This window comes from Niveispirillum cyanobacteriorum (assembly GCF_002868735.1).
GTDB lineage: Bacteria > Pseudomonadota > Alphaproteobacteria > Azospirillales > Azospirillaceae > Niveispirillum > Niveispirillum cyanobacteriorum.
In genome coordinates, this window is record NZ_CP025611.1 from 2,390,072 (window position 1) to 2,407,844 (window position 17,773).

A 17,773-nucleotide genomic window follows, 5' to 3' on the forward strand; every position below is an offset into this window, starting at 1 on the left:
GGGTTTTGCCGGATATTGGGGGAAATCAATTGTCCACGACCCTTTCCGCCGTCGGCGGCCGGCGCAACGCGCTGGTTTTCTGGTTGGGCTGCGCCGTGGTGACGGCCGGCGTCGTGCTGCACATCCCCATGTATCTGATGGGTGCCGACATGGGCTATGTCCTGGTCGGCATGCCCATGGATGCGGAGATGTACTGGGGCATGGCCCTGATCGTGGTGGGGATCGGGCTGGCGGCCTTCGGCCTTCTGCCCAAGCAACTGCCCCGGCATCAACGCATCATCGAAACCATCGCCCCACCCGAAGACGCCCCATTGACGCGGGCGCATTGGGGCATGGCGGGCCTGCTGGCCCTGGCCCTGATCATCGACATCATGAAGCCGGCCAGCCTGGGCTTCGTCACGCCCGGCATGCGGGCCGAGTATCAGGTGGACCGCGCTATGGTGGCCTGGCTGCCGCTGGCGGCATTGACGGGCACCGTCATCGGCTCCTTCATCTGGGGGGCGCTGGCCGATATTTACGGGCGGCGGGCCGCCATCCTTCTGTCCTCCATCGTCTTCATCGGCACGTCCATCTGCGGGGCCATGCCGGATTTCTGGTGGAACGTCTTCATGTGCCTGCTGATGGGGGCCGGCGCCGGCGGCATGCTGCCCGTGGCCTATGCGTTGCTGGCCGAGATCATGCCCACGCGCCATCGCGGCTGGATGCTGGTGCTGATCGGCGGCATCGGCGCTGTCGGCGGCTATTTCGCGGCCTCCTTCCTGTCGGAACTGCTGCAACCGGTCTATAGCTGGCGGATCATGTGGTTCCTGAACCTGCCCACCGGCCTTCTACTGGTGGCGATGAGCCCGCTTCTGCCGGAAAGTGCGCGGTTCCTGCAGCAGATGGGCCGGGGGGCGGAAGCGCGCGCCATGCTGGCCCGGTTCGGTGCCGTAGCCCACAAGGCCACGGAAGAGGAAGTGGCAGCGGCAGAGGATCACACCCATACCCCGCCCGCGCAGGGCCGGTACCTGGGCCTGACGGCGGCCCTCACCCTGGGTGCGCTGGCCTGGGGGCTGGTAAATTTCGGCCTGCTGCTCTGGCTGCCCGGCACGCTGGTGGAGGAAGGGTTGAGCGTGGCAGCGGCCAGCGGCCTGATCGCCAAATCCACCCTCATCTCCATCCCTGTCGTCGCCGTGGCCACCTTCCTTTATGCGCGGTGGAGCTCGAAATGGTCGCTGGTGCTGATGGTGGCCATGATGGCCGGCGGGCTGCTGCTGTTTCTGCTGCGCACGCCGGGTGAAAGCCCGCTTCTGGCGCTGACCTTCGTCATTGTCGGATCGTCGGGCGTTATCTCCATCCTGCTGCCCTACACGGCGGAGAATTATCCGCTGCGGGTGCGGGCGCGGGCCACCGGGTGGGTGGCGGGGTGCAGCAAGCTGGGCGGGTTGATGGCGCAGGGATTGTCCGTGGCCGCCGCCGTTCCGGCCTTCGGCATTGCCGCCGCCCTGATTGCGGTACCGACCCTGGGGGCCCTGGCCCTGATCGCCGTGCTGGGGCGGGAAACGCGGGGACGCGACCTGCGGGAACTGGAGCAAGTGTCCCACAAATAAATTTGCGATGGCACAGACTTGCCTGTGATCCATTCCAGCCCATCCTTCGTAAAGATTGGCATGGGACACAGCGGCTTCTATAGTCCGGGCACCAAGGGAAGGTTCAGACGTGACGGGTTGGCCGTTGCGGACACTCTTCTTGTTGCCCGCAGGATGCCGCAGCCGGACATGACCGCGCAAAAGACCGACCAGGCCGAGATTGACCGGCTGAACGATCTAATGTCGCGCGTCGCGCGTCAGCGAGACCGGCAGGCATTCGTCGCTTTGTTCCAGCATTTTGCCCCCCGGCTGAAATCGTTCCTGTTGCGTGCAGGGATGGAGGCAGGGGCGGCGGAGGAAACGATCCAGGACGTGATGGTCACGGTCTGGCACCGGGCCGAAAGTTTCGACCCGGCGCAGGCAGCGGTCAGCACCTGGATTTTCGCTATTGCCCGCAACCGGCGTATCGACCGGCTGCGACGCGACAGGCGACCAACCATCGACCCGAACGACCCGGCCCTGGTGCCGGATGAGGCGGATGGATCGATGGAAACGATGCTGGTGGAAGAAAGGGCGGCAGAGCTTCACCGGGCAATCCGGGAGTTGCCACCCGAACAGGCGGATTTGTTAAGGATGGCCTATTTCGAGGATAAGGCGCACAGCGCCATCGCCGCTGAACGGCAACTGCCCCTGGGCACCGTGAAGTCACGGCTGCGTCTGGCGGTGGCCCGTTTGCGCAAGTTGATGGCCGGCAGCCTGGAAGGGGAAACGGTATGACCCACACCCCACATCACCATCCCGACAGCGACCTGCTGCTGGCCTATGCCGCTGGTACCCTGGCGGAGGCGCCATCCCTGGTCATTGCCACGCACTTGGCCCTATGTCCGCATTGCCGGTCAGAAGTGGCCGGGATGGAGGCGATTGGCGGCGCTCTGCTGTCGGCGGATGCAGGTACAGCGGTTAGCGACGCTCTTCTGTCCGATGTTCTGTCCCGTCTGGACGGCCCGCCGCCAGCAGAGGCACCGCGTCGGCGCAAGGCCCCGGTCGGGCCGACACCTGTGCTGCCGGAACCGCTGCGATCCTATATTGGCGGCGATATCGACCGTATCCGCTGGCGCCGCACGATCCCTGGCCTGCATGAAGCCGATGTGAAATGTGCGGGTGGATCTGTGCGGATGATGCGGATCCGGTCCGGCATGGGCATGCCGCAGCATACCCATCGCGGCGATGAATTCACCCTGGTGCTGGCTGGCGGCTTTTCCGACGATACCGGCCATTATCTGCGCGGCGATTTCGCAGCGACCGATCCCAGCGTCGATCACCGGCCTGTTGCCGATGATGATGGCGACTGCATCTGCATCGCTTTCACCGATGCCCCCCTGCGCCTGACGGGCCGGTTCCTGCGCTGGCTGAACCCGCTGATGCGGGCCTGATCACGATTGTGCTGAACGAAAAAGGGGGGATGCGTCACCGCATCCCCCCTTTTTCGTTGGGCGTCATAGTTACTCCGCCGCCATCCCATGGTGCCAGCGCTGCGGCCAGGGGCGGTCGATGACGGGGCGTTCAGGCTGGTGCAGGCCATGATGGATGGCCAGATCCAGCACCCAATCCAGATACATCTCGATCATGCCAGAGACATGAAAGGCGGGGCAGCCGGTATAGATCCGATCATTACCCGTGCTGAACGGCGTGATGGACCGGGCATCCAGGCGCAGGCGCACACCATCGGCCGCATGCTCCACCTTAAAGGCGCAGGCCTCACCCGTGGTCGGGTTCACGGCACTTTCGCCCTCCGGCTCCAGCTTGGAGGTGTGCAGGAAGGTGACGATCATGCCCAGGCTGCCGGCGGCGAGCGTCTTCAGTTCCTTGCGGCTGCGCCACATGGCATCGCGCCAGGCCGGTACCGCCATGTCCAGGCCCAGATGCAGCGACGCCTCCACCAGGCTGAAGCACATATGCAGGGCGGTATTGCTACCGGTCTTGGAGATGGAGACCATGTCATGGTCGGCGCGGGCATAAAGGGCAGAACCCTTGAAGAAACCTTGCGCGAAACGGGCCATGCGGGCGAAGGGGCAAGCGGGTGCCGGCTTGCCCGCCAGGTCGGCGGCCCATTCATCCAGCACCAGATTAAGACTGATACAGGCCTGGGCGCGCAGCCAGTTCAGTTTCTGCTGCTGGGTCAGGCCGTTGGGCAGGGGGGCAAAGGGGCCGTCGCCGGCATCCCGCGCCGCCTCCATATGGGTGCGCAGCTTGTCGCGCAGATCATGGAACAGGTATGAGAGGAAAAGATTGCCCTTCACCCGGTCGCGATTGTCCGACGTCAGCGGCAGCCCATCTTCCAGCAGCGTATCAATGCCCTGCGCATCCCCACCCCGGCGGGTAAGCCAGTCCAGGATCGCCCCCACACCCAGCCGCGACAGGCCCGCCTTGCCATGCGCCTGACGGTATAGCTGGGCAAAACTGCCCTCGGCCTCCGTCTGGCTGTCCTGGGAAGGAAGAAGGTGAAGATGCGTGCCGCCGTCCATGATGGACCCCGTCGGTTGGTGACGGCGGGAACGAAGCAATCTCTGGGCCAGTTCGACGCGTTTCAATGATTCCAAGGGGTTGGGAAAAGGCGATGCCTTGCATTCCGCAATATCCCCTTGCCCCCTGCAAGGAACCCGGCGCTTTTTGCCGGGTTGCCCTATCCTATCTTCCCACCAAGGCGTAACGGTCCTTCAACCGTAGAAACGGCATTTCCAGCCAGCGGTAAGACAGATGTGCCAGACCGAAAAGGGCCAGCAGGGACAGAACCGTACCCAGCCATAAGGCCGGCCCACCCGGATCGCGCGGCAGAAATTGCGGCCCGCCGAACCAGCCCAGCAGCAGGCCGAAGGTGAGGTAAAGAACCAGGGAGTGGAACAGGTAGAGTCCGTAAGAGACCTTGCCCCAATAGGTCAGCCAGCGGGGCGCCCAGCGCCGATCCATGCCCAGCAGCGCCAGGAAACAAAGGACGGCCCCCAGCAGCACCAGCCCCCAACCGATCAGGGCCCCCACCGGCGTTGGATGGGCGTCCCAGCTTTTCACCCCGAAACCGAACAACGCCCAGAACCAACAGCCCAGGCCGGCGGCAAAGACGACAAGGCGCAGTGCCATGCCCCAGGCCGGTGCCCGACCGCGCAGGACGATGGACAGCAAGGTGCCAGCGGCAAAGAACTGAAACTGCACAAGGCTGTTGGTCCACATGCCATTATCGCCCGTCACCGGATGCGTGGCGTAATGCCAGATGGTGGCATAGGAGACGGCGATGACGCCCAGACAGATGGCAATGATCCGCCCCGGCAGCAGCGACGCAATGGCGAAGGGGATCAGCAGATAAAACTGCTCCTCCACCGAAATGCTCCAAAGCGGGTCGAAAGAGCCGGCAATCCAGCCCTGGTCCATAACGTACCAATTGCCGGTGAAGGTGATGAAGGACAGCACAGCCAGCAAATTGTCCGGCGCCACCTTCGGCACTACCTGGCCCAGCGCCAGCAAGCCGAACAGCATGGTGAAGTAAAGTGGCCAGATGCGCAGGATACGGCGAATGAAGAACCGCTTTACATCGATACGCCCCATCGCCGCCCGCTCCCGATATAGAAGCTCGGTGATCAGATAGGCCGACAGCAGGAAAAAGATCGAGACGCCAAAGGCACCGATGGTGCAGAAGGCCATGAACACCGGATGCGCATCACGGTCGAATGGCGCGTAATCGATGTAATGAAAACCAAAAACGCCGATGAAGGCCAGGAAGCGCAGAACATCAAGCTCCGGTCGGTCGAACCGCCGGTCCGCACGCATATCCATCTGTTTCCCCCAGAACGCTGCGGGATTCTCCCGTCCCGGACATTAGGGATGCAGGGGTGTCACCCCTGCAACATGACTTCGTATGTGGCGGGACTGGTTCATCCCGAATGACATTCCCCTGTGTGCAATGGCACCAGATAGGTTATAATCCGCTCCTGTCCTGCATCCCAACGCTGAAGGTGTGAGTTCCGTGACCATTCACCCGTCACGCCGCCTGCTGCTGGCCGCCGCCGTCCTCTCCGGGCTGGCGCTACCGGTGCGTGCGCATCACGGGGGGCGTCATCTACGTGTGGGGTTTGTTAATCCAGGCCGGGCCAGTGACCGGTTCTGGCAGATGTCCGACCTTGCCATGCAGGAAGCGGCGAAACAGTTCCAGATTACCTTGCTGACCGGTTACGCGGAGCGGGACCGCCAGCGCATGCTGTCACTGGGGCATGAGATTCTGGCGCAGCAGCCGGATTACATGATCATCGTCAATGAACACCGGACCGCAGCTCCCTTGATGGCGGCGGCACAGGCGGCGGGTGTGCCCGTCCTTCTGGCGTTCAGCGGACTGACGGCGGACGATGTCGCCCTGCTGGGCCGACCGCGTGAACGCAGCCCCCTGTTCCTGGGCAGCCTGCTGGCCGATAATGCCCGGGCCGGGGCCGCCATGGCAGAGGCGCTTGTGGCCGATTGCCGGCGCCGGGCGGGCAGGACCGGCCCGGTGCCCCTGCTGGCGCTGGGCGGTATCGCCGCGACACCGGCGGCACAGGAACGGCTGGATGGCCTGCACCGGGTTCTGGCGGCGGATGGTGATGCACGGCTTCTAGATCAGGTTGCCGTCAACTGGAGCCGGGAGGAGGCCCGCGACCGCACCCTGTCGCTACTGCGCCGGCAACCGCAGACCCAGGGCATCTGGTGCGCCAATGACGATATGGCCCTGGGCGCCATGGATGCCGCCATCACGATTGGCCGCACACCGGGACAGGACCTGTCCATCATCGGCCTGAACTGGCAGGAGGATGCCCTGCGCGAAGTGGCGGCGGGACGGATGGTGCTGTCCATGGGCGGTCATTTCCTGCTGGGGGCCTGGGCCCTGGCCTGGCTGCGCGACCATGCAGAGGGGCTGGATTTCGCAAACGCTGGCGGGACGGAGCAGTATCTGGCCCTGGCGCCGCTGACCCGTGATCAGGTCGGCCCCTATCTGGCCCGTTTCGGTAAGGATGGCTGGACCCGGATCGATTTCAACCGTCTGCGCCAGCACCAGGGACGCTATGACCTGCACGTTGGATCGGTGCTGACGGTTTGATGCGGGGCGGGTAGGCTTGGCGTGAGAGTTCCGCCGCCAAAGGTGCCGTGCCGTGCGTATCCTGCTGCTTGCCCCGCTGCTGATGTCCCTGCTGCTGCCCGCCCATGCCATCGCCAAGGGGGATGATGGGGCCCGGATCGAGAAGGCCCGTACCCTGATGGAACTGGCCGGTGCCGCCGGTCTTGCCGACCAGACCCTGGTCAGTGTCACACGCCAAGCCGAGGAACTGTTGGCCCATGAAAATCCAGGGCGGGAGGCGGAGGTGACGGCCCTGGTGCGCGATCATTTCCTGCCCAAGGCGCGGGCCGCCCTGCCGGAACTGTCACGCGGTATCACGGGCCTGTACGCAGCCCATTTCACGGCGGCGGAGCTGGATCAGATGATCGGGTTCTACAAGTCGCCCGTAGGCCGCAAGCTGGTGACGATGTCGCCCACAATCATCCAGCAGAGCATGGCCCTGGGTCAGGCCTGGGCAGAGGGTGTGTCCGACAAGGCCTGGGATAGTTTCGCCAAGGCCGCCCGCGAACGCGGCCTGTCGCTGCCGAAGCGGTTGTGAGACACGAAATCAGTACGCGATACTCTTATGATATAGACAGCCGATGCTGGCAGTTTGGATAGACATTGGATAGGCTGACGGGAGTGTCAAACCGTTCCGATCGAGGTTGCAATGGTCGTTCGTTCCCTGCTTGTTGCCTTGTCACTGGCGCTGTCGCTGTTGTGCGCACCGGCCTGGGCGGCACCTGACAAGGCGGAGTATGACGCACGCGTGGGTAAAGCCAGGGAATTGATCGCCATAACGGGCATGGCCAAGCTAAGTGATCAGATCACCACGGCCATGGTCGGCCAGATCGGTCAGATGGTGAACAAACTCAATCCCGGCCATGAAGCAGAAGTGAAAGAGATGCTGGAGGAATATTTCCTGCCCGAAGTCAGGGCATCAGCACCGGAATTCATGGAGGCCATAGCCGGCATCTACGCCACCAATTTCACTGTCGCAGAAATGGATGCAGTCATCGATTTCTACAAGACACCCGTTGGCATCAAGATGCTGAACAGCCTGCCGACCCTGACCCAGCAATCCATGGCTGTGGGTCAGGCCTGGGGTCAGGCTGTTGCCCAGCGTGCCACCGGTAAATTCGTTGAAGCGCTGAAGAAGCGGGGCCTGAAAGCACCCCAGCAATTATGATCCCCAACACACGCCCCTGCCGACAGGGGCATGTGTTGGGCCACCCCGTTCAGCCCTTTACCGCGCGGACCGGCGGCATGGCGTTACAGACATCGATATGGCCCGACGCGCGGATGAAGAAATCGTCCTGGCGGAAGCGGCGGGCATCGCGCCATTTGGTGTAGGTCTCGCTCTGGCCGGACAGGACCTCGATCTTTTCCCGCTCCGCTTCCGGTACATCGGCGGCCAGACGCACGGCGGTGATGGGCACGCGCTGTTCGACCTTCTCATAGAAGCCCAGCGTGCCCGTGCCACGCGGCAGGGCCGTCAGCAGCTCCATGCCCTTCAGGACACGGCCCACCAGGGTGATGACCTTGTCCAGCGGGCGCGGGGAATGGCCGATGACCGTGTAAAGTTCCGCCCCGCTGCCGCTGTCCAGCGGCATGCCGCGCCCGACACCCACGATACCATAGCAATGGGTCATCCAGGCTTCCCCCGTCTTGGGATCACGCGCAGCGGGGAATATGTCGGAAATGCCGACCTCCGGCGCATAGGCGTCCGGGTCGGGCAGCTTGGCAAAGGGCAAGGTCTTGGCCCCGTCCTTGACGGTGAATTCGGGCGCCAGCTTGTCCAGGGCCGTCTTCATCGGCTTGGGCGTTTCGTCCGGCATGCCCCATTGGGTGACGTAGTTGTCCTGCACACGGACGATGAACGTCCCCTCGTACCAGTTCTCCCGCGCCAGCTTACGCATGTTCTCCACATGCACCGGGGCAAAGGCAGGGGCCAGTTCGATGACCACGCGCCCGCCGGGCAGGTCCATGTAGAACGTGTTCTCCGGCACCGGTGCCCGCCAGTCACTGGCGGGTGACGCCGCCAGCACCTCTGCCGGGGTCGCCCGCTTGGGCGCCTCCTGGGCAGTAGCAGTCAGGGACAGGGCCAGAAGGGCGGCGGTGGCAAGCAGGGTCAGGCGCATGGGGGCTTCTTCTTGGATTGAATTGCCGATGGCAGCAGCATCCCAGAAGTCGAAGCCCCCCTCAAGGTGATGCTCTGGCTTGCAGTCAGCATTCGGCGAGGCGTCGTCCTATTGGACGAAGGGTGGCGCAGGCGGGCGTACCGTCGGCACCTGTCCCGATGATTGTCGTTTCAATCACCCCACCATGGCGGGCGGCGCGATCCAGCAGGTCCGGGTCGATATCGTGGATGTCGATCTTCATGCGCCGCGACCAGGGGGAGGCGGGATCACCGGCCATCTGGCCAATCCGGACATAGACGAATCGCCGCTCCGGCCCCTCCCGTCGCACCTGATCGCCGAAAAATTTGGGGCCGGGTGCCACGCGGATGGCGAAGTCGAAGGCCAATGGTTAGCCGGTTTGCAAGCTTTTCGGGTCCAAAGGCTGGTCATCTTTAGCCTGCAGGCTGTACCGCACGCCGACAACCGGCTGTTCGATGATGATCCGCAGTTTGATCGGACGCTGATCTGTCGGTGCCATGCCAGAAAACGCCTCTTTTGCAAATCCGATTACGGTTCGACGGCTTTGCTGTTGAACGGGTTCCAGCCCGTGGCTGCCAGCACTGCCTAGGTCATCGTTCCCAGATGTGCCTCGGCATAGGCCAGCTTCTTCACTTCTGCTGGGCTCAGATGCTGCCGGATCTGGCGGTAAAGCTTTGCTGCCTTGGCGTAATCACGAACCTTAAATGCAATCTCGGCCTTGGGCCGTACATGGGAGAGCAGTGCATTCAGCGCATATGCTGCTGATGCTTCATCACGGAGTTGCGCCATCCTGTCAAAGCATAGCTTGTCACCCTCCAGGGCCGGGGCACCATGCGTTTTCAGCAATTTAGCCAATCTTTCCAGACCATTGGCTATCGCTGGCTCCGTTAATGCAGCATAAGCTCGATAGGGTTCACCGTTTGGGGGGCCGTTGTGTCGGATGACATCCTCAATCCCGAATTGGCCACCCGGCAACGCGATGACCGCGTCAATTTCATATGATCGTGTTTCACGGAAAATGAAAACCGTGACCTCGGCTTTGCAAAAGCTGACACTGAACCTCTGGCAACCGGTCTCTTCAAAACCAGCATCAATCAAAAACTGAAAATAGTGCTTAACGAGAGCAGCAAAACTCTCAGGTGTAACTGCATCCATTCAGGGTGCCTTGATCATTTTCCCCGTAAACGGGTTCCAGCCCTTGGCCGCCAGCACGGCCCAGGACGTGGCCCCCAGATGCGGCTGCCGGTAATAGAAGAAATCGGCGTTCTTGCTGTCGGGTCCGATGGCAAAACCGGTGGACACCTTGTCCCCGCGCGTGGCCCACAGGTAACCACCGGGGCTGATGTCACCGATTAGGCTGGCCAGCAGTTTTTCCGCCCGCTCCCGATCCCCAACGGACGCCCAGGACAGGGCCGCCTGCGCCGTGCCCTCCACCCAGACGCCATCACGGTCACCATTGAAATCATAGCCGCCGGTCACCCCATGCAGCGTGTCTGCCCGGTCCAGCGCCCGGTCCCAGTCGCGTGGCGACTCGGGCAGCAGCAGGGGCCAGAGCAAGGCATCAAGGCCGGAATTACCGTCATTGACGGTCACGCCATCAGGCAGGGTGCCCGTGGGGAAATAACCCGCGTCGGCCCGCCAGAGCGCATTCAGGAAGCTCAAAGCCGCCGCCTTGCCCGCCGCCCAGTCACCACCGGGCACGCCCGCGCGCTCCAGCCAGCCGAACAGGGCAACAAGGTCGGTATTATGCTCAACGGACTTCCAGGTCAGGGCCTGTGTCCCCGCCCCGTCGCCATGTACGCCGCCCGTGAAGCCGCCCGGCCCCCTGGCATCGCGCGTATGGGCCAGAACCCAGGCGCCCAGTTTGGCCGCACCCGCCCGGTATTTCGGTTCATTCAGCGCATCGGCGAGCGTCAGCAGCGCCAGCCCCGCCCAGGCGACATTACCGGTGGCGGTGCCGACCTGATAGGCATCCTCCTCCCAGCGCTGTGCCTTCTGGTTCCACCAGCCATTGGGCGGGATGGGAAACTCCTGTTGCGGCCCGGCGCGATAGGTGGTGCGTAACCGGCCCTGCGGCCCCGCCCGGTCGCTATCGACCGCCGACAGCAGCGCATCACCAATCCGCCTTGCCTTGCCGGCCCGGCCACAGGCGACCAGGGCGATGGCGGCCAGCGCGTTGTCATAGGTGAAGGCGGCATTCTTCAGCGCATCCTCCGCCGGCGCCCCGGCACCGGAGGGGTGGTCGAAACTGCGCAAGAAAGCCGGACCCTTACCAGGCACCGAGTCGATGGCCACCGTCAACGACCCGCACAGCCGGCTTTCCAGCAGAGCGGCCGGATCGGGGGAGGTGTTGGCCGCCAGGGCCGGCGGAACCAGGGAAAGGGCAAGCAGCAGGGCTGCCGCCATTGGGTGGGCCAGACTCAATAGGGTTCCTCCTGCTGTAGGTCGCCGATTCCACCCGCATCGGCACAGGCGAAGGTGCGCAGACGGACATCAACGCGCCCGGCCTTACCCGACAGGCGATAGGTTTCCAAAACCTCGCTGCCATGATCGCCGCAATCCCAGCGTACCACATCAATATTCTGCGCTCCCTTGGCCAGCGCCTGCCACGCGGCCCAGTTCAGGACCAGGGGACGGTCGGGGCGGGCGACAGAGCGCAGCCAGTCCAGCCTGCCCGTGGTCCGGTTCACGCCCACGGCCACGTAGAAGCGCTTGCCGCCCGGCTGCACATCCGTCTGGATCAGGAATTCCTGGGCCTTGCCGTCGCGGTTGTAGTCGACAGGCTTGATGACCGGCACGGGCGGGCGGGCCCGGATTTCCCCCGCCAGCGTGGCATCGTCTTCGACCAGCCGTTTCGTATCTTCTTCGAGGATGGGCCAGCGGGGCAGCACCGAATTGCCTTCGTGGTCGGTCAGATCACTACCGGCGAACAGGGGGGACAGGTCCAGCCGATCATCCAACTGACCACCCGGCAGCGTCCGCGATAGGATCAACTGCCCCTGTTCGCCATAGGCAAAGCCGCTGCAGGGCACGGTGATGGCATCGTCGCCCGCATCCGGACCGCAGAAAGGTTTGACGGGGCCGATCCAGGACAGGCGCCAGACTTCTGCCCTACCATCGACCTGTACCACCTGTTCCTCCCGGATGGTCGTCTGCGCATTGGTCTGCGCATCCGGTTGTGCCAGGGCGGGCAGGGACAGTACCAGCAGGCCAACGGCCAGCAGGGGGGCATAGGCGATGGTCATAGGCGGTTCCTGATCCGGCGGGGACCATGGGGCAACCATCGGACAATGGCACCCAAGATGGCCGGAATTGTGGCCGCCACCACACGGCCGCGGCATCAGCCCCGTACGCGCAGCCCTGCGGCCAGCGTTTCCACCAGTTCGGCCATCATCACTTCCGGATCGGCACTGCTGACCGGGGCCAGGTTGCCGGACACGATCCCTTCCACCAGGCCGTTCACGGCGGCCCAGGTAGTGGCGGCGGCGCGTTCCAGCCGGTCGGGACTGGCATTGGGGATCAGGGGGGCCACCGCCATCTCGATCCCCCGGCGCAGGCGTACGATGCGCTCCAGCAGCCAGTCGGGCAGCGGTTCGGTCAGGACCGGCGGGCGATTGTCGATCAGGGTCTGGAACAGATTCAGGTTGGAGCGGGCGAAGCTGAGATAGGCCTTGGCGAGCGCCAGCAGCCGCGTCTCAACCGCTGCGTCCGCGGCCACCGCCTCGTCCGCCGCCGCCATCACCACCTGCAAACGGTCCAGCAACTCGGCATTCAGGTGCAGGCGGACCGTGTCCAGATTGGGATAGAGGTTGTACAATGTGCCAACCGAGCAACCTACGGCCTGTGCCAGGGTGCGTGCGGTCAGGGCGGAGAGCCCATGATCGGCGACCAGCTTGCGCGCCTCATGCAGGACGGCTTTGGCGAGTTCGGCACGGGGCTGACGGCTCATGGGCGAAATTTCCCTGACTTTCCCTGGATTTGACACGCGCTCACACTATCTTTAGCACGAATGGTCTGTTTTCAATCGACCTTTGTCTGGATGGTCATGCTACCCGTGCTCACGGCAAAAGGCTGCCACGGCAGACCTGCATGTTGATGACACCGATGCACTGACGTAAAACCGTCGCGGATTATCAAGCCTTTGCACCCGGCCCCGGCGATCCAACGTCGCGGCCTTTCCGACCGGAACCCCAAATGGCCCCCTACGATCAAGCCCCGAGCGAGCGCCTGTCCTTCCTCTTCGGCGCCAACGGCACCTTCATCGCGGAACTTTACGCCCGTTACCGGCAGGACCCGAATTCGGTCGATGCCAGCTGGCAGTCCTTCTTCGCCGAAATGGGCGATGATGGTCACGCCATCCTGGCCGAACTGAACGGCGCGTCATGGGCGAAAGCCACCGCCAAGGTGATTGGGGCCGCCGACCCGGATGCCCCGCCCCCGGCAAAGCCCGGCAAGGGTGACAAGGCCGCCCCGACCCCGGCCGCTGCGGCGCCCGTGGTACAGGGCTTCACCGCCGAACAGGTGCGCGCTGCCCAGCTGGACAGCCTGCGCGCCCTGATGCTGATCCGGAACTACCGCGTGCGTGGCCATTTGCTGGCCAAGCTGGACCCGCTGGGCATGGACAAGCGGGCCGAGCATGCGGAACTGGATTACCGCCATTACGGCTTCACCGAGGCCGATCTGGACCGCCCGATCTTCATCAACAATGTGCTGGGGATGGAAACCGCCACCCTGCGCCAGATCGTGGACGCGGTGCAGCGCACCTATTGCGGCTCCATCGGCGTGGAGTTCATGCATATCCAGGACCCGGAGCAGAAGGCCTGGATCCAGGAGCGCATCGAGGGTATCCGCAACCAGACCGACTTCACGGTCAATGGCAAGAAGGCCATCCTGCAGCGCCTGACGGCTGCGGAAGGGTTTGAGCGCTTCTGTCAGGTGAAGTGGACGGGCACCAAGCGTTTCGGCCTGGAAGGCGGCGAAGTGCTGGTTCCGGCCATCGAGCAGGTGATGAAGCGCGGTGGCCAGATGGGCCTGAAGGAGATCGTGCTGGGCATGGCCCATCGCGGTCGCCTGAACGTGCTGGCCAATGTCATGGGCAAGCCTTTCAAGGCCATCTTCAGCGAATTCCAGGGCAATCCGGCCAACCCCGAGGACGTGCAGGGCTCCGGCGACGTGAAGTACCATATGGGTACCTCCAGCGACCGTGACTTTGATGGCAACACCATCCACCTGTCCCTGTCGCCCAACCCGTCGCATCTGGAAGTCGTGAACCCGGTCGTCTGTGGCCGCGTGCGCGCCAAGCAGTGCCAGATCTCCGGTCAGGTGCCGCCGTCGGACGAAAGCCGTTCCAACGTACTGGGCGTGCTGCTGCATGGCGACGCGGCCTTTGCCGGCCAGGGTCTGGTGCCGGAAACGCTGCTTCTGTCGGAACTGAAGGGGTACCGTACCGGCGGCATCATCCACTTCATCATCAACAACCAGATCGGTTTCACCACCGCCCCGCAGTACAGCCGTTCCGGCCCGTACCCGACGGAAGTCGCCAAGTCGATCCAGGCCCCGATCTTCCACGTCAATGGCGACGATCCCGAAGCCGTCATTCATGTCAGCCGCATCGCCATCGAATTCCGTCAGAAGTTCCTGAAGGATGTCGTGGTCGATATCGTCTGCTATCGCCGCCAGGGCCATAATGAAGGCGACGAGCCGGCATTCACCCAGCCGCTGATGTACAAGACCATCGCCAAGCAGACCACCACCCGCGCGCTCTATGCGCAGCAGCTGGTGAATGAAGGCGTGATCACCCAGGCCGAGGGCGAGGGCTATGTCGCCGAATTCAATGCCCAGATGGAGCAGGAATTCCAGGCCGCCACCTCCTACAAGCCCAACAAGGCCGACTGGCTGGAGGGCAAGTGGTCGGGCCTGACCCCGGCGCCCGCCGATGTTGCCCGTGGCACCACCGCCGTTGGCCTGGATGTGCTGAAGGAAGTGGGTCTGGCGCTGTGCAAGACGCCGGATGACTTCAATGTCAATTCCAAGGTCGCGCGTCAGTTGAAGGCCAAGCAGGAAGCCATCCTGTCTGGCGAGGGCATCGATTGGGCCACCGCAGAGGCGCTGGCTTTCGGCACCCTGCTGATCGAAGGCAACCCGGTCCGTCTGTCGGGTCAGGATGTCGGTCGCGGCACCTTCTCGCACCGCCATTGCGTGCTGGTCGATCAGGTGAACGAGAACAAGTTCGTGCCCCTGAACCATGTCCGTCCGGGCAGCCAGGCCAGCTTCGAAGTCCATGACAGCCCACTGTCGGAAGCCGCCGTCCTGGGCTTCGAGTATGGGTTCTCGCTGACCGAGCCCCATGCGCTGACCATCTGGGAAGCGCAGTTTGGCGATTTCGTGAATGGTGCGCAGGTCATTATCGACCAGTTCATCAGCTCTGCCGAATCGAAGTGGCTGCGCATGTCCGGTCTGGTCATGCTGCTGCCGCACGGCATGGAAGGCCAGGGTCCGGAGCACAGCTCTGCCCGTCTGGAGCGGTTCCTGCAGGGTTCGGCCGAGGATAACTGGCAGGTCTGCAACATCACGACGCCGGCCAACTATTTCCACGCCCTGCGCCGTCAGATCCGTCGCGACTTCCGCAAGCCGCTGATCGTCATGTCGCCGAAGTCGCTGCTGCGTCACAAGCTGTGCGTCTCGCCGCTGGACATGTTCTCCGCCGACCAGACCTTCCACCGCGTTCTTTATGAAACCGGTGTCGATCTGGTCGCCAATGACAAGATCCGCCGCGTCGTCATCTGCTCCGGCAAGGTCTATTATGACCTGTATCAGGAGCGGGAGAACCGGGGCATCAAGGACATTGCCATCGTCCGCCTGGAACAGCTTTATCCGTTCCCCGGCGATGCGCTGGCTTTGGAACTGGCCAAGTACCCGAATGCCGATATCGTCTGGTGTCAGGAGGAATCGGAGAATCAGGGTGGCTGGCTGTTCGTTGACCGCCGTATCGAGAAGGTGCTGACCAGCATCGGCCACAAGGCGGGCCGTCCGATCTATGCGGGTCGTCCGGATTCGGCCGCCCCCGCCACCGGCATGCTGAAGCGCCACAACCAGGAGCAGGCAAAGCTTCTGGACGAAGCGCTGACGGTCTGATCCGCCGGCTTCCCCATCCTCGACAAAGACCATCCAAACACGAAGGCCACAGAACATGGCGACGGAAATCAAGGTGCCCACGCTGGGCGAATCGGTCACGGAAGCGACGGTTGCCCGCTGGCTGAAGAAGGTCGGCGACGCCATCAATGTTGATGATCCGCTGGTGGAACTGGAAACCGACAAGGTCACCCTGGAGGTCAATGCTCAGGCCGCCGGTACGCTGGCCGAGATCGTGGCTGCTGAGGGCGCAAATGTCGCCGTCGGTGCCCTGCTGGGCGTGATCGGTGCCGGGTCTGGTGCAGCACCGGCACCTGCCGCCGCTGCCCCGGCCCCCGCCGTGGCTGCTGCCGCCCCGACCCCGGCTGCCGTGCAGTCGGCCCCGGTCATGCCGGCCGCTGCCAAAATCGCCGCCGATAACGGCATCGATACCGGCGCTATTGCCGGCACCGGCAAGGATGGCCGCGTGACCAAGGGCGATGTCCTGGCCGCCATCGACACCCCGAAGGCCGCCGTTCCCGCCCCGGCCCCGGCGCCCAAGGCCGCCCCCGCCCCGTCGGGTCCGCGCGCCAAGGCTGACCGCGAGGAGCGGGTGCGCATGACCCGCCTGCGTCAGCGCATCGCCGAGCGTCTGAAGGAAGCGCAGAACACGGCCGCCATGCTGACCACCTTCAACGAGGTGGACATGACGAACGTGATCGCCATGCGCAACCAGCTGAAGGACGCGTTCGAGAAGAAGCATGGCGTGAAGCTGGGCTTCATGTCCTTCTTCGTGAAGGCCTGCCTGGTCGCCCTGAAGGAACTGCCGGCGGTGAACGCCGAGATCGACGGCACCGATCTGGTCTACAAGAACTATTACGACATCGGTGTCGCCGTCGGCACGCCGCAGGGTCTGGTGGTTCCGGTGGTCCGCGACGCCGACAAGCTGTCCTTCGCCGGCGTGGAAAAGACCATCGGCGAACTGGGCAAGAAGGCTCGCGACGGCAAGCTGTCGATGGAAGACCTGTCGGGCGGCACCTTCACCATCTCCAACGGTGGTGTCTATGGCTCGCTGATGTCGACCCCGATCCTGAACACGCCGCAGTCGGGCATCCTGGGCATGCACAAGACCATGGACCGCGCCGTGGTCGTGAATGGCAAGGTCGAAGTGCGCCCGATGATGTATCTGGCCCTGTCCTACGACCACCGCATCATCGATGGTCGCGAGGCCGTGACCTTCCTGGTGCGCGTCAAGGAATGCATCGAGAATCCGGAACGCATCCTGCTGGATGTCTGATCGGATCTTCGGTCCTAACAGAAAAGGCCGCCCGATTGGGCGGCCTTTTTTGTTGTGCGCTACGCCAAACTCAACCCGTCAGCTCTTCCATCGTCTGGCGGACGACGGCGACGATGGCGGCCCCGTGCTTATGGCTGCTTTCGCCCAGGCTGGAGGCAATGACGGACAGCTCCACCTCTGTCGTGGGGGCGAAACGCGCCACCTCGGCCAGCAGGTTGTTGCTCAAAACCTCATCGCGGCTGATGCCCTGCGACCGGGCGACATCGCCGCGCCAGCCATTGAGGGCAGCCTGGATGGCCGATTCGATCTGGGCCTGCTCTTCGCGACGGCGCAGGTCGCGGTAATGGACCAGGACGCGCCAGCCGGCATCGGCATAGGCCGTGTCGATCCGCTCCACCTCCACCGTCCGCAGGAAGCTGGCAATCCGCTGCTCATCCTCTTCGGCGGCGGCATCGCGGATGGAGAAGGTGCGAAGTTCAAGATTCATTGTGGCCACCGCCGCTGTTGACCCGGACCTGTTGCCCCG

At 63.7% G+C, this 17,773-nt stretch carries 17 protein-coding genes; 9 read left to right on the plus strand and 8 right to left on the minus strand.

The annotated features are described in order from the left end of the window. The first annotated feature begins 29 nt into the window (after nucleotides 1-29). The 3 genes from C0V82_RS11065 to C0V82_RS11075 all read left to right on the plus strand — a co-directional run bounded on the left by C0V82_RS11065 (nucleotide 30) and on the right by C0V82_RS11075 (nucleotide 3,001). The gene (locus C0V82_RS11065; protein WP_199772398.1) at nucleotides 30-1,589 is read left to right on the plus strand and encodes an MFS transporter; all 1,560 of its coding nucleotides are present in this window, start codon (nucleotides 30-32) and stop codon (nucleotides 1,587-1,589) included. A gap of 168 nt (nucleotides 1,590-1,757) precedes the next feature. After that, nucleotides 1,758-2,345, plus strand: a complete 588-nt coding sequence (locus C0V82_RS11070; RefSeq protein WP_102112397.1) for a sigma-70 family RNA polymerase sigma factor — start codon at nucleotides 1,758-1,760, stop codon at nucleotides 2,343-2,345. Then, nucleotides 2,342-3,001 carry a ChrR family anti-sigma-E factor gene (locus C0V82_RS11075; RefSeq protein ID WP_102112398.1) on the plus strand — a complete coding sequence of 220 codons (660 nt, stop codon included), beginning with the start codon at nucleotides 2,342-2,344 and terminating at the stop codon, nucleotides 2,999-3,001. The genes C0V82_RS11070 and C0V82_RS11075 overlap by 4 nt, the downstream gene beginning before the upstream one ends. Before the next feature lie 69 nt (nucleotides 3,002-3,070). On the opposite strand, the gene C0V82_RS11080 is transcribed toward C0V82_RS11075, so the two are convergent. Together C0V82_RS11080 and C0V82_RS11085 are read right to left on the minus strand one after the other, a co-directional pair. Beyond that, complete coding sequence (locus C0V82_RS11080) at nucleotides 3,071-4,093, minus strand: hypothetical protein (RefSeq protein ID WP_102112399.1); 1,023 nt, start codon at nucleotides 4,091-4,093, stop codon at nucleotides 3,071-3,073. Nucleotides 4,094-4,256: 163 nt separating this feature from the next. Beyond that, a complete protein-coding gene (locus C0V82_RS11085; RefSeq protein ID WP_102112400.1) occupies nucleotides 4,257-5,393 on the minus strand; it encodes an acyltransferase family protein in 1,137 nt (378 codons plus the stop codon). 190 nt (nucleotides 5,394-5,583) lie between these two features. On the opposite strand from C0V82_RS11085, the gene C0V82_RS11090 reads away from it, so the two are divergent. From C0V82_RS11090 to C0V82_RS11100, 3 genes are all read left to right on the plus strand, one after another. Next, nucleotides 5,584-6,684 (plus strand): ABC transporter substrate-binding protein, encoded by a 1,101-nt coding sequence (locus C0V82_RS11090; protein WP_102112401.1) that lies wholly within the window; start codon nucleotides 5,584-5,586, stop codon nucleotides 6,682-6,684. 52 nt (nucleotides 6,685-6,736) lie between these two features. Continuing rightward, entirely contained in the window at nucleotides 6,737-7,240 is a 504-nt protein-coding gene (locus C0V82_RS11095) for a DUF2059 domain-containing protein (protein WP_102112402.1), read from the plus strand. Between the two features lie 138 nt (nucleotides 7,241-7,378). Then, entirely contained in the window at nucleotides 7,379-7,870 is a 492-nt protein-coding gene (locus tag C0V82_RS11100; protein WP_158659865.1) for a DUF2059 domain-containing protein, read from the plus strand. A gap of 49 nt (nucleotides 7,871-7,919) precedes the next feature. Here C0V82_RS11100 and C0V82_RS11105 read toward each other — a convergent pair whose 3' ends face one another. After that, entirely contained in the window at nucleotides 7,920-8,822 is a 903-nt protein-coding gene (locus C0V82_RS11105; RefSeq protein ID WP_102112404.1) for a peptidylprolyl isomerase, read from the minus strand. Between the two features lie 79 nt (nucleotides 8,823-8,901). Between C0V82_RS11105 and C0V82_RS27250 the strand changes: the two genes are divergently transcribed. Then, on the plus strand, nucleotides 8,902-9,429 hold the full coding sequence (locus tag C0V82_RS27250; protein ID WP_188595052.1) for a hypothetical protein: 528 nt from the start codon (nucleotides 8,902-8,904) through the stop codon (nucleotides 9,427-9,429). Here the strand turns inward: C0V82_RS27250 and C0V82_RS11115 are convergent. From C0V82_RS11115 to C0V82_RS11130, 4 genes are all read right to left on the minus strand, one after another. After that, nucleotides 9,426-9,995 carry a hypothetical protein gene (locus C0V82_RS11115; protein WP_102112405.1) on the minus strand — a complete coding sequence of 190 codons (570 nt, stop codon included), beginning with the start codon at nucleotides 9,993-9,995 and terminating at the stop codon, nucleotides 9,426-9,428. The two genes, C0V82_RS27250 and C0V82_RS11115, sit on opposite strands and share 4 nt — an antisense overlap. Then, on the minus strand, nucleotides 9,996-11,264 hold the full coding sequence (locus C0V82_RS11120) for a hypothetical protein (RefSeq protein WP_245924067.1): 1,269 nt from the start codon (nucleotides 11,262-11,264) through the stop codon (nucleotides 9,996-9,998). After that, a complete protein-coding gene (locus C0V82_RS11125) occupies nucleotides 11,261-12,085 on the minus strand; it encodes a hypothetical protein (protein ID WP_102112407.1) in 825 nt (274 codons plus the stop codon). Before C0V82_RS11125 ends, C0V82_RS11120 begins: the two co-directional genes overlap by 4 nt. A 95-nt stretch (nucleotides 12,086-12,180) precedes the next feature. Next, nucleotides 12,181-12,789, minus strand: a complete 609-nt coding sequence (locus C0V82_RS11130; RefSeq protein ID WP_102112408.1) for a TetR/AcrR family transcriptional regulator — start codon at nucleotides 12,787-12,789, stop codon at nucleotides 12,181-12,183. Between the two features lie 245 nt (nucleotides 12,790-13,034). Here C0V82_RS11130 and C0V82_RS11135 point away from each other — a divergent pair, with 245 nt between their 5' ends. Together C0V82_RS11135 and odhB are read left to right on the plus strand one after the other, a co-directional pair. Beyond that, a complete protein-coding gene (locus C0V82_RS11135) occupies nucleotides 13,035-15,974 on the plus strand; it encodes a 2-oxoglutarate dehydrogenase E1 component (RefSeq protein ID WP_102112409.1) in 2,940 nt (979 codons plus the stop codon). 55 nt (nucleotides 15,975-16,029) lie between these two features. After that, nucleotides 16,030-17,247: a 2-oxoglutarate dehydrogenase complex dihydrolipoyllysine-residue succinyltransferase gene (odhB, locus tag C0V82_RS11140; protein WP_102112410.1), complete on the plus strand. Its 1,218-nt coding sequence runs from the start codon at nucleotides 16,030-16,032 to the stop codon at nucleotides 17,245-17,247. Between the two features lie 70 nt (nucleotides 17,248-17,317). Here odhB and C0V82_RS11145 read toward each other — a convergent pair whose 3' ends face one another. After that, the gene (locus tag C0V82_RS11145) at nucleotides 17,318-17,734 is read right to left on the minus strand and encodes an HRDC domain-containing protein (RefSeq protein WP_102112411.1); all 417 of its coding nucleotides are present in this window, start codon (nucleotides 17,732-17,734) and stop codon (nucleotides 17,318-17,320) included. Nucleotides 17,735-17,773 lie beyond the last annotated feature (39 nt).

Bases quoted from the DNA above. Each gene is read 5' to 3' on its own strand.
- C0V82_RS11135 (WP_102112409.1), top strand. From the start codon at position 13,035: ATGGCCCCCTACGATCAAGCCCCGAGCGAGCGCCTGTCCTTCCTCTTC.
- C0V82_RS11085 (WP_102112400.1), bottom strand. From the start codon at position 5,393: ATGGATATGCGTGCGGACCGGCGGTTCGACCGACCGGAGCTTGATGTT.
- C0V82_RS11125 (WP_102112407.1), bottom strand. From the start codon at position 12,085: ATGACCATCGCCTATGCCCCCCTGCTGGCCGTTGGCCTGCTGGTACTG.
- C0V82_RS11115 (WP_102112405.1), bottom strand. From the start codon at position 9,995: ATGGATGCAGTTACACCTGAGAGTTTTGCTGCTCTCGTTAAGCACTAT.
- C0V82_RS11145 (WP_102112411.1), bottom strand. From the start codon at position 17,734: ATGAATCTTGAACTTCGCACCTTCTCCATCCGCGATGCCGCCGCCGAA.
- C0V82_RS11130 (WP_102112408.1), bottom strand. From the start codon at position 12,789: ATGAGCCGTCAGCCCCGTGCCGAACTCGCCAAAGCCGTCCTGCATGAG.
- C0V82_RS11080 (WP_102112399.1), bottom strand. From the start codon at position 4,093: ATGGACGGCGGCACGCATCTTCACCTTCTTCCTTCCCAGGACAGCCAG.
- C0V82_RS11075 (WP_102112398.1), top strand. From the start codon at position 2,342: ATGACCCACACCCCACATCACCATCCCGACAGCGACCTGCTGCTGGCC.
- odhB (WP_102112410.1), top strand. From the start codon at position 16,030: ATGGCGACGGAAATCAAGGTGCCCACGCTGGGCGAATCGGTCACGGAA.
- C0V82_RS11105 (WP_102112404.1), bottom strand. From the start codon at position 8,822: ATGCGCCTGACCCTGCTTGCCACCGCCGCCCTTCTGGCCCTGTCCCTG.
- C0V82_RS11070 (WP_102112397.1), top strand. From the start codon at position 1,758: ATGACCGCGCAAAAGACCGACCAGGCCGAGATTGACCGGCTGAACGAT.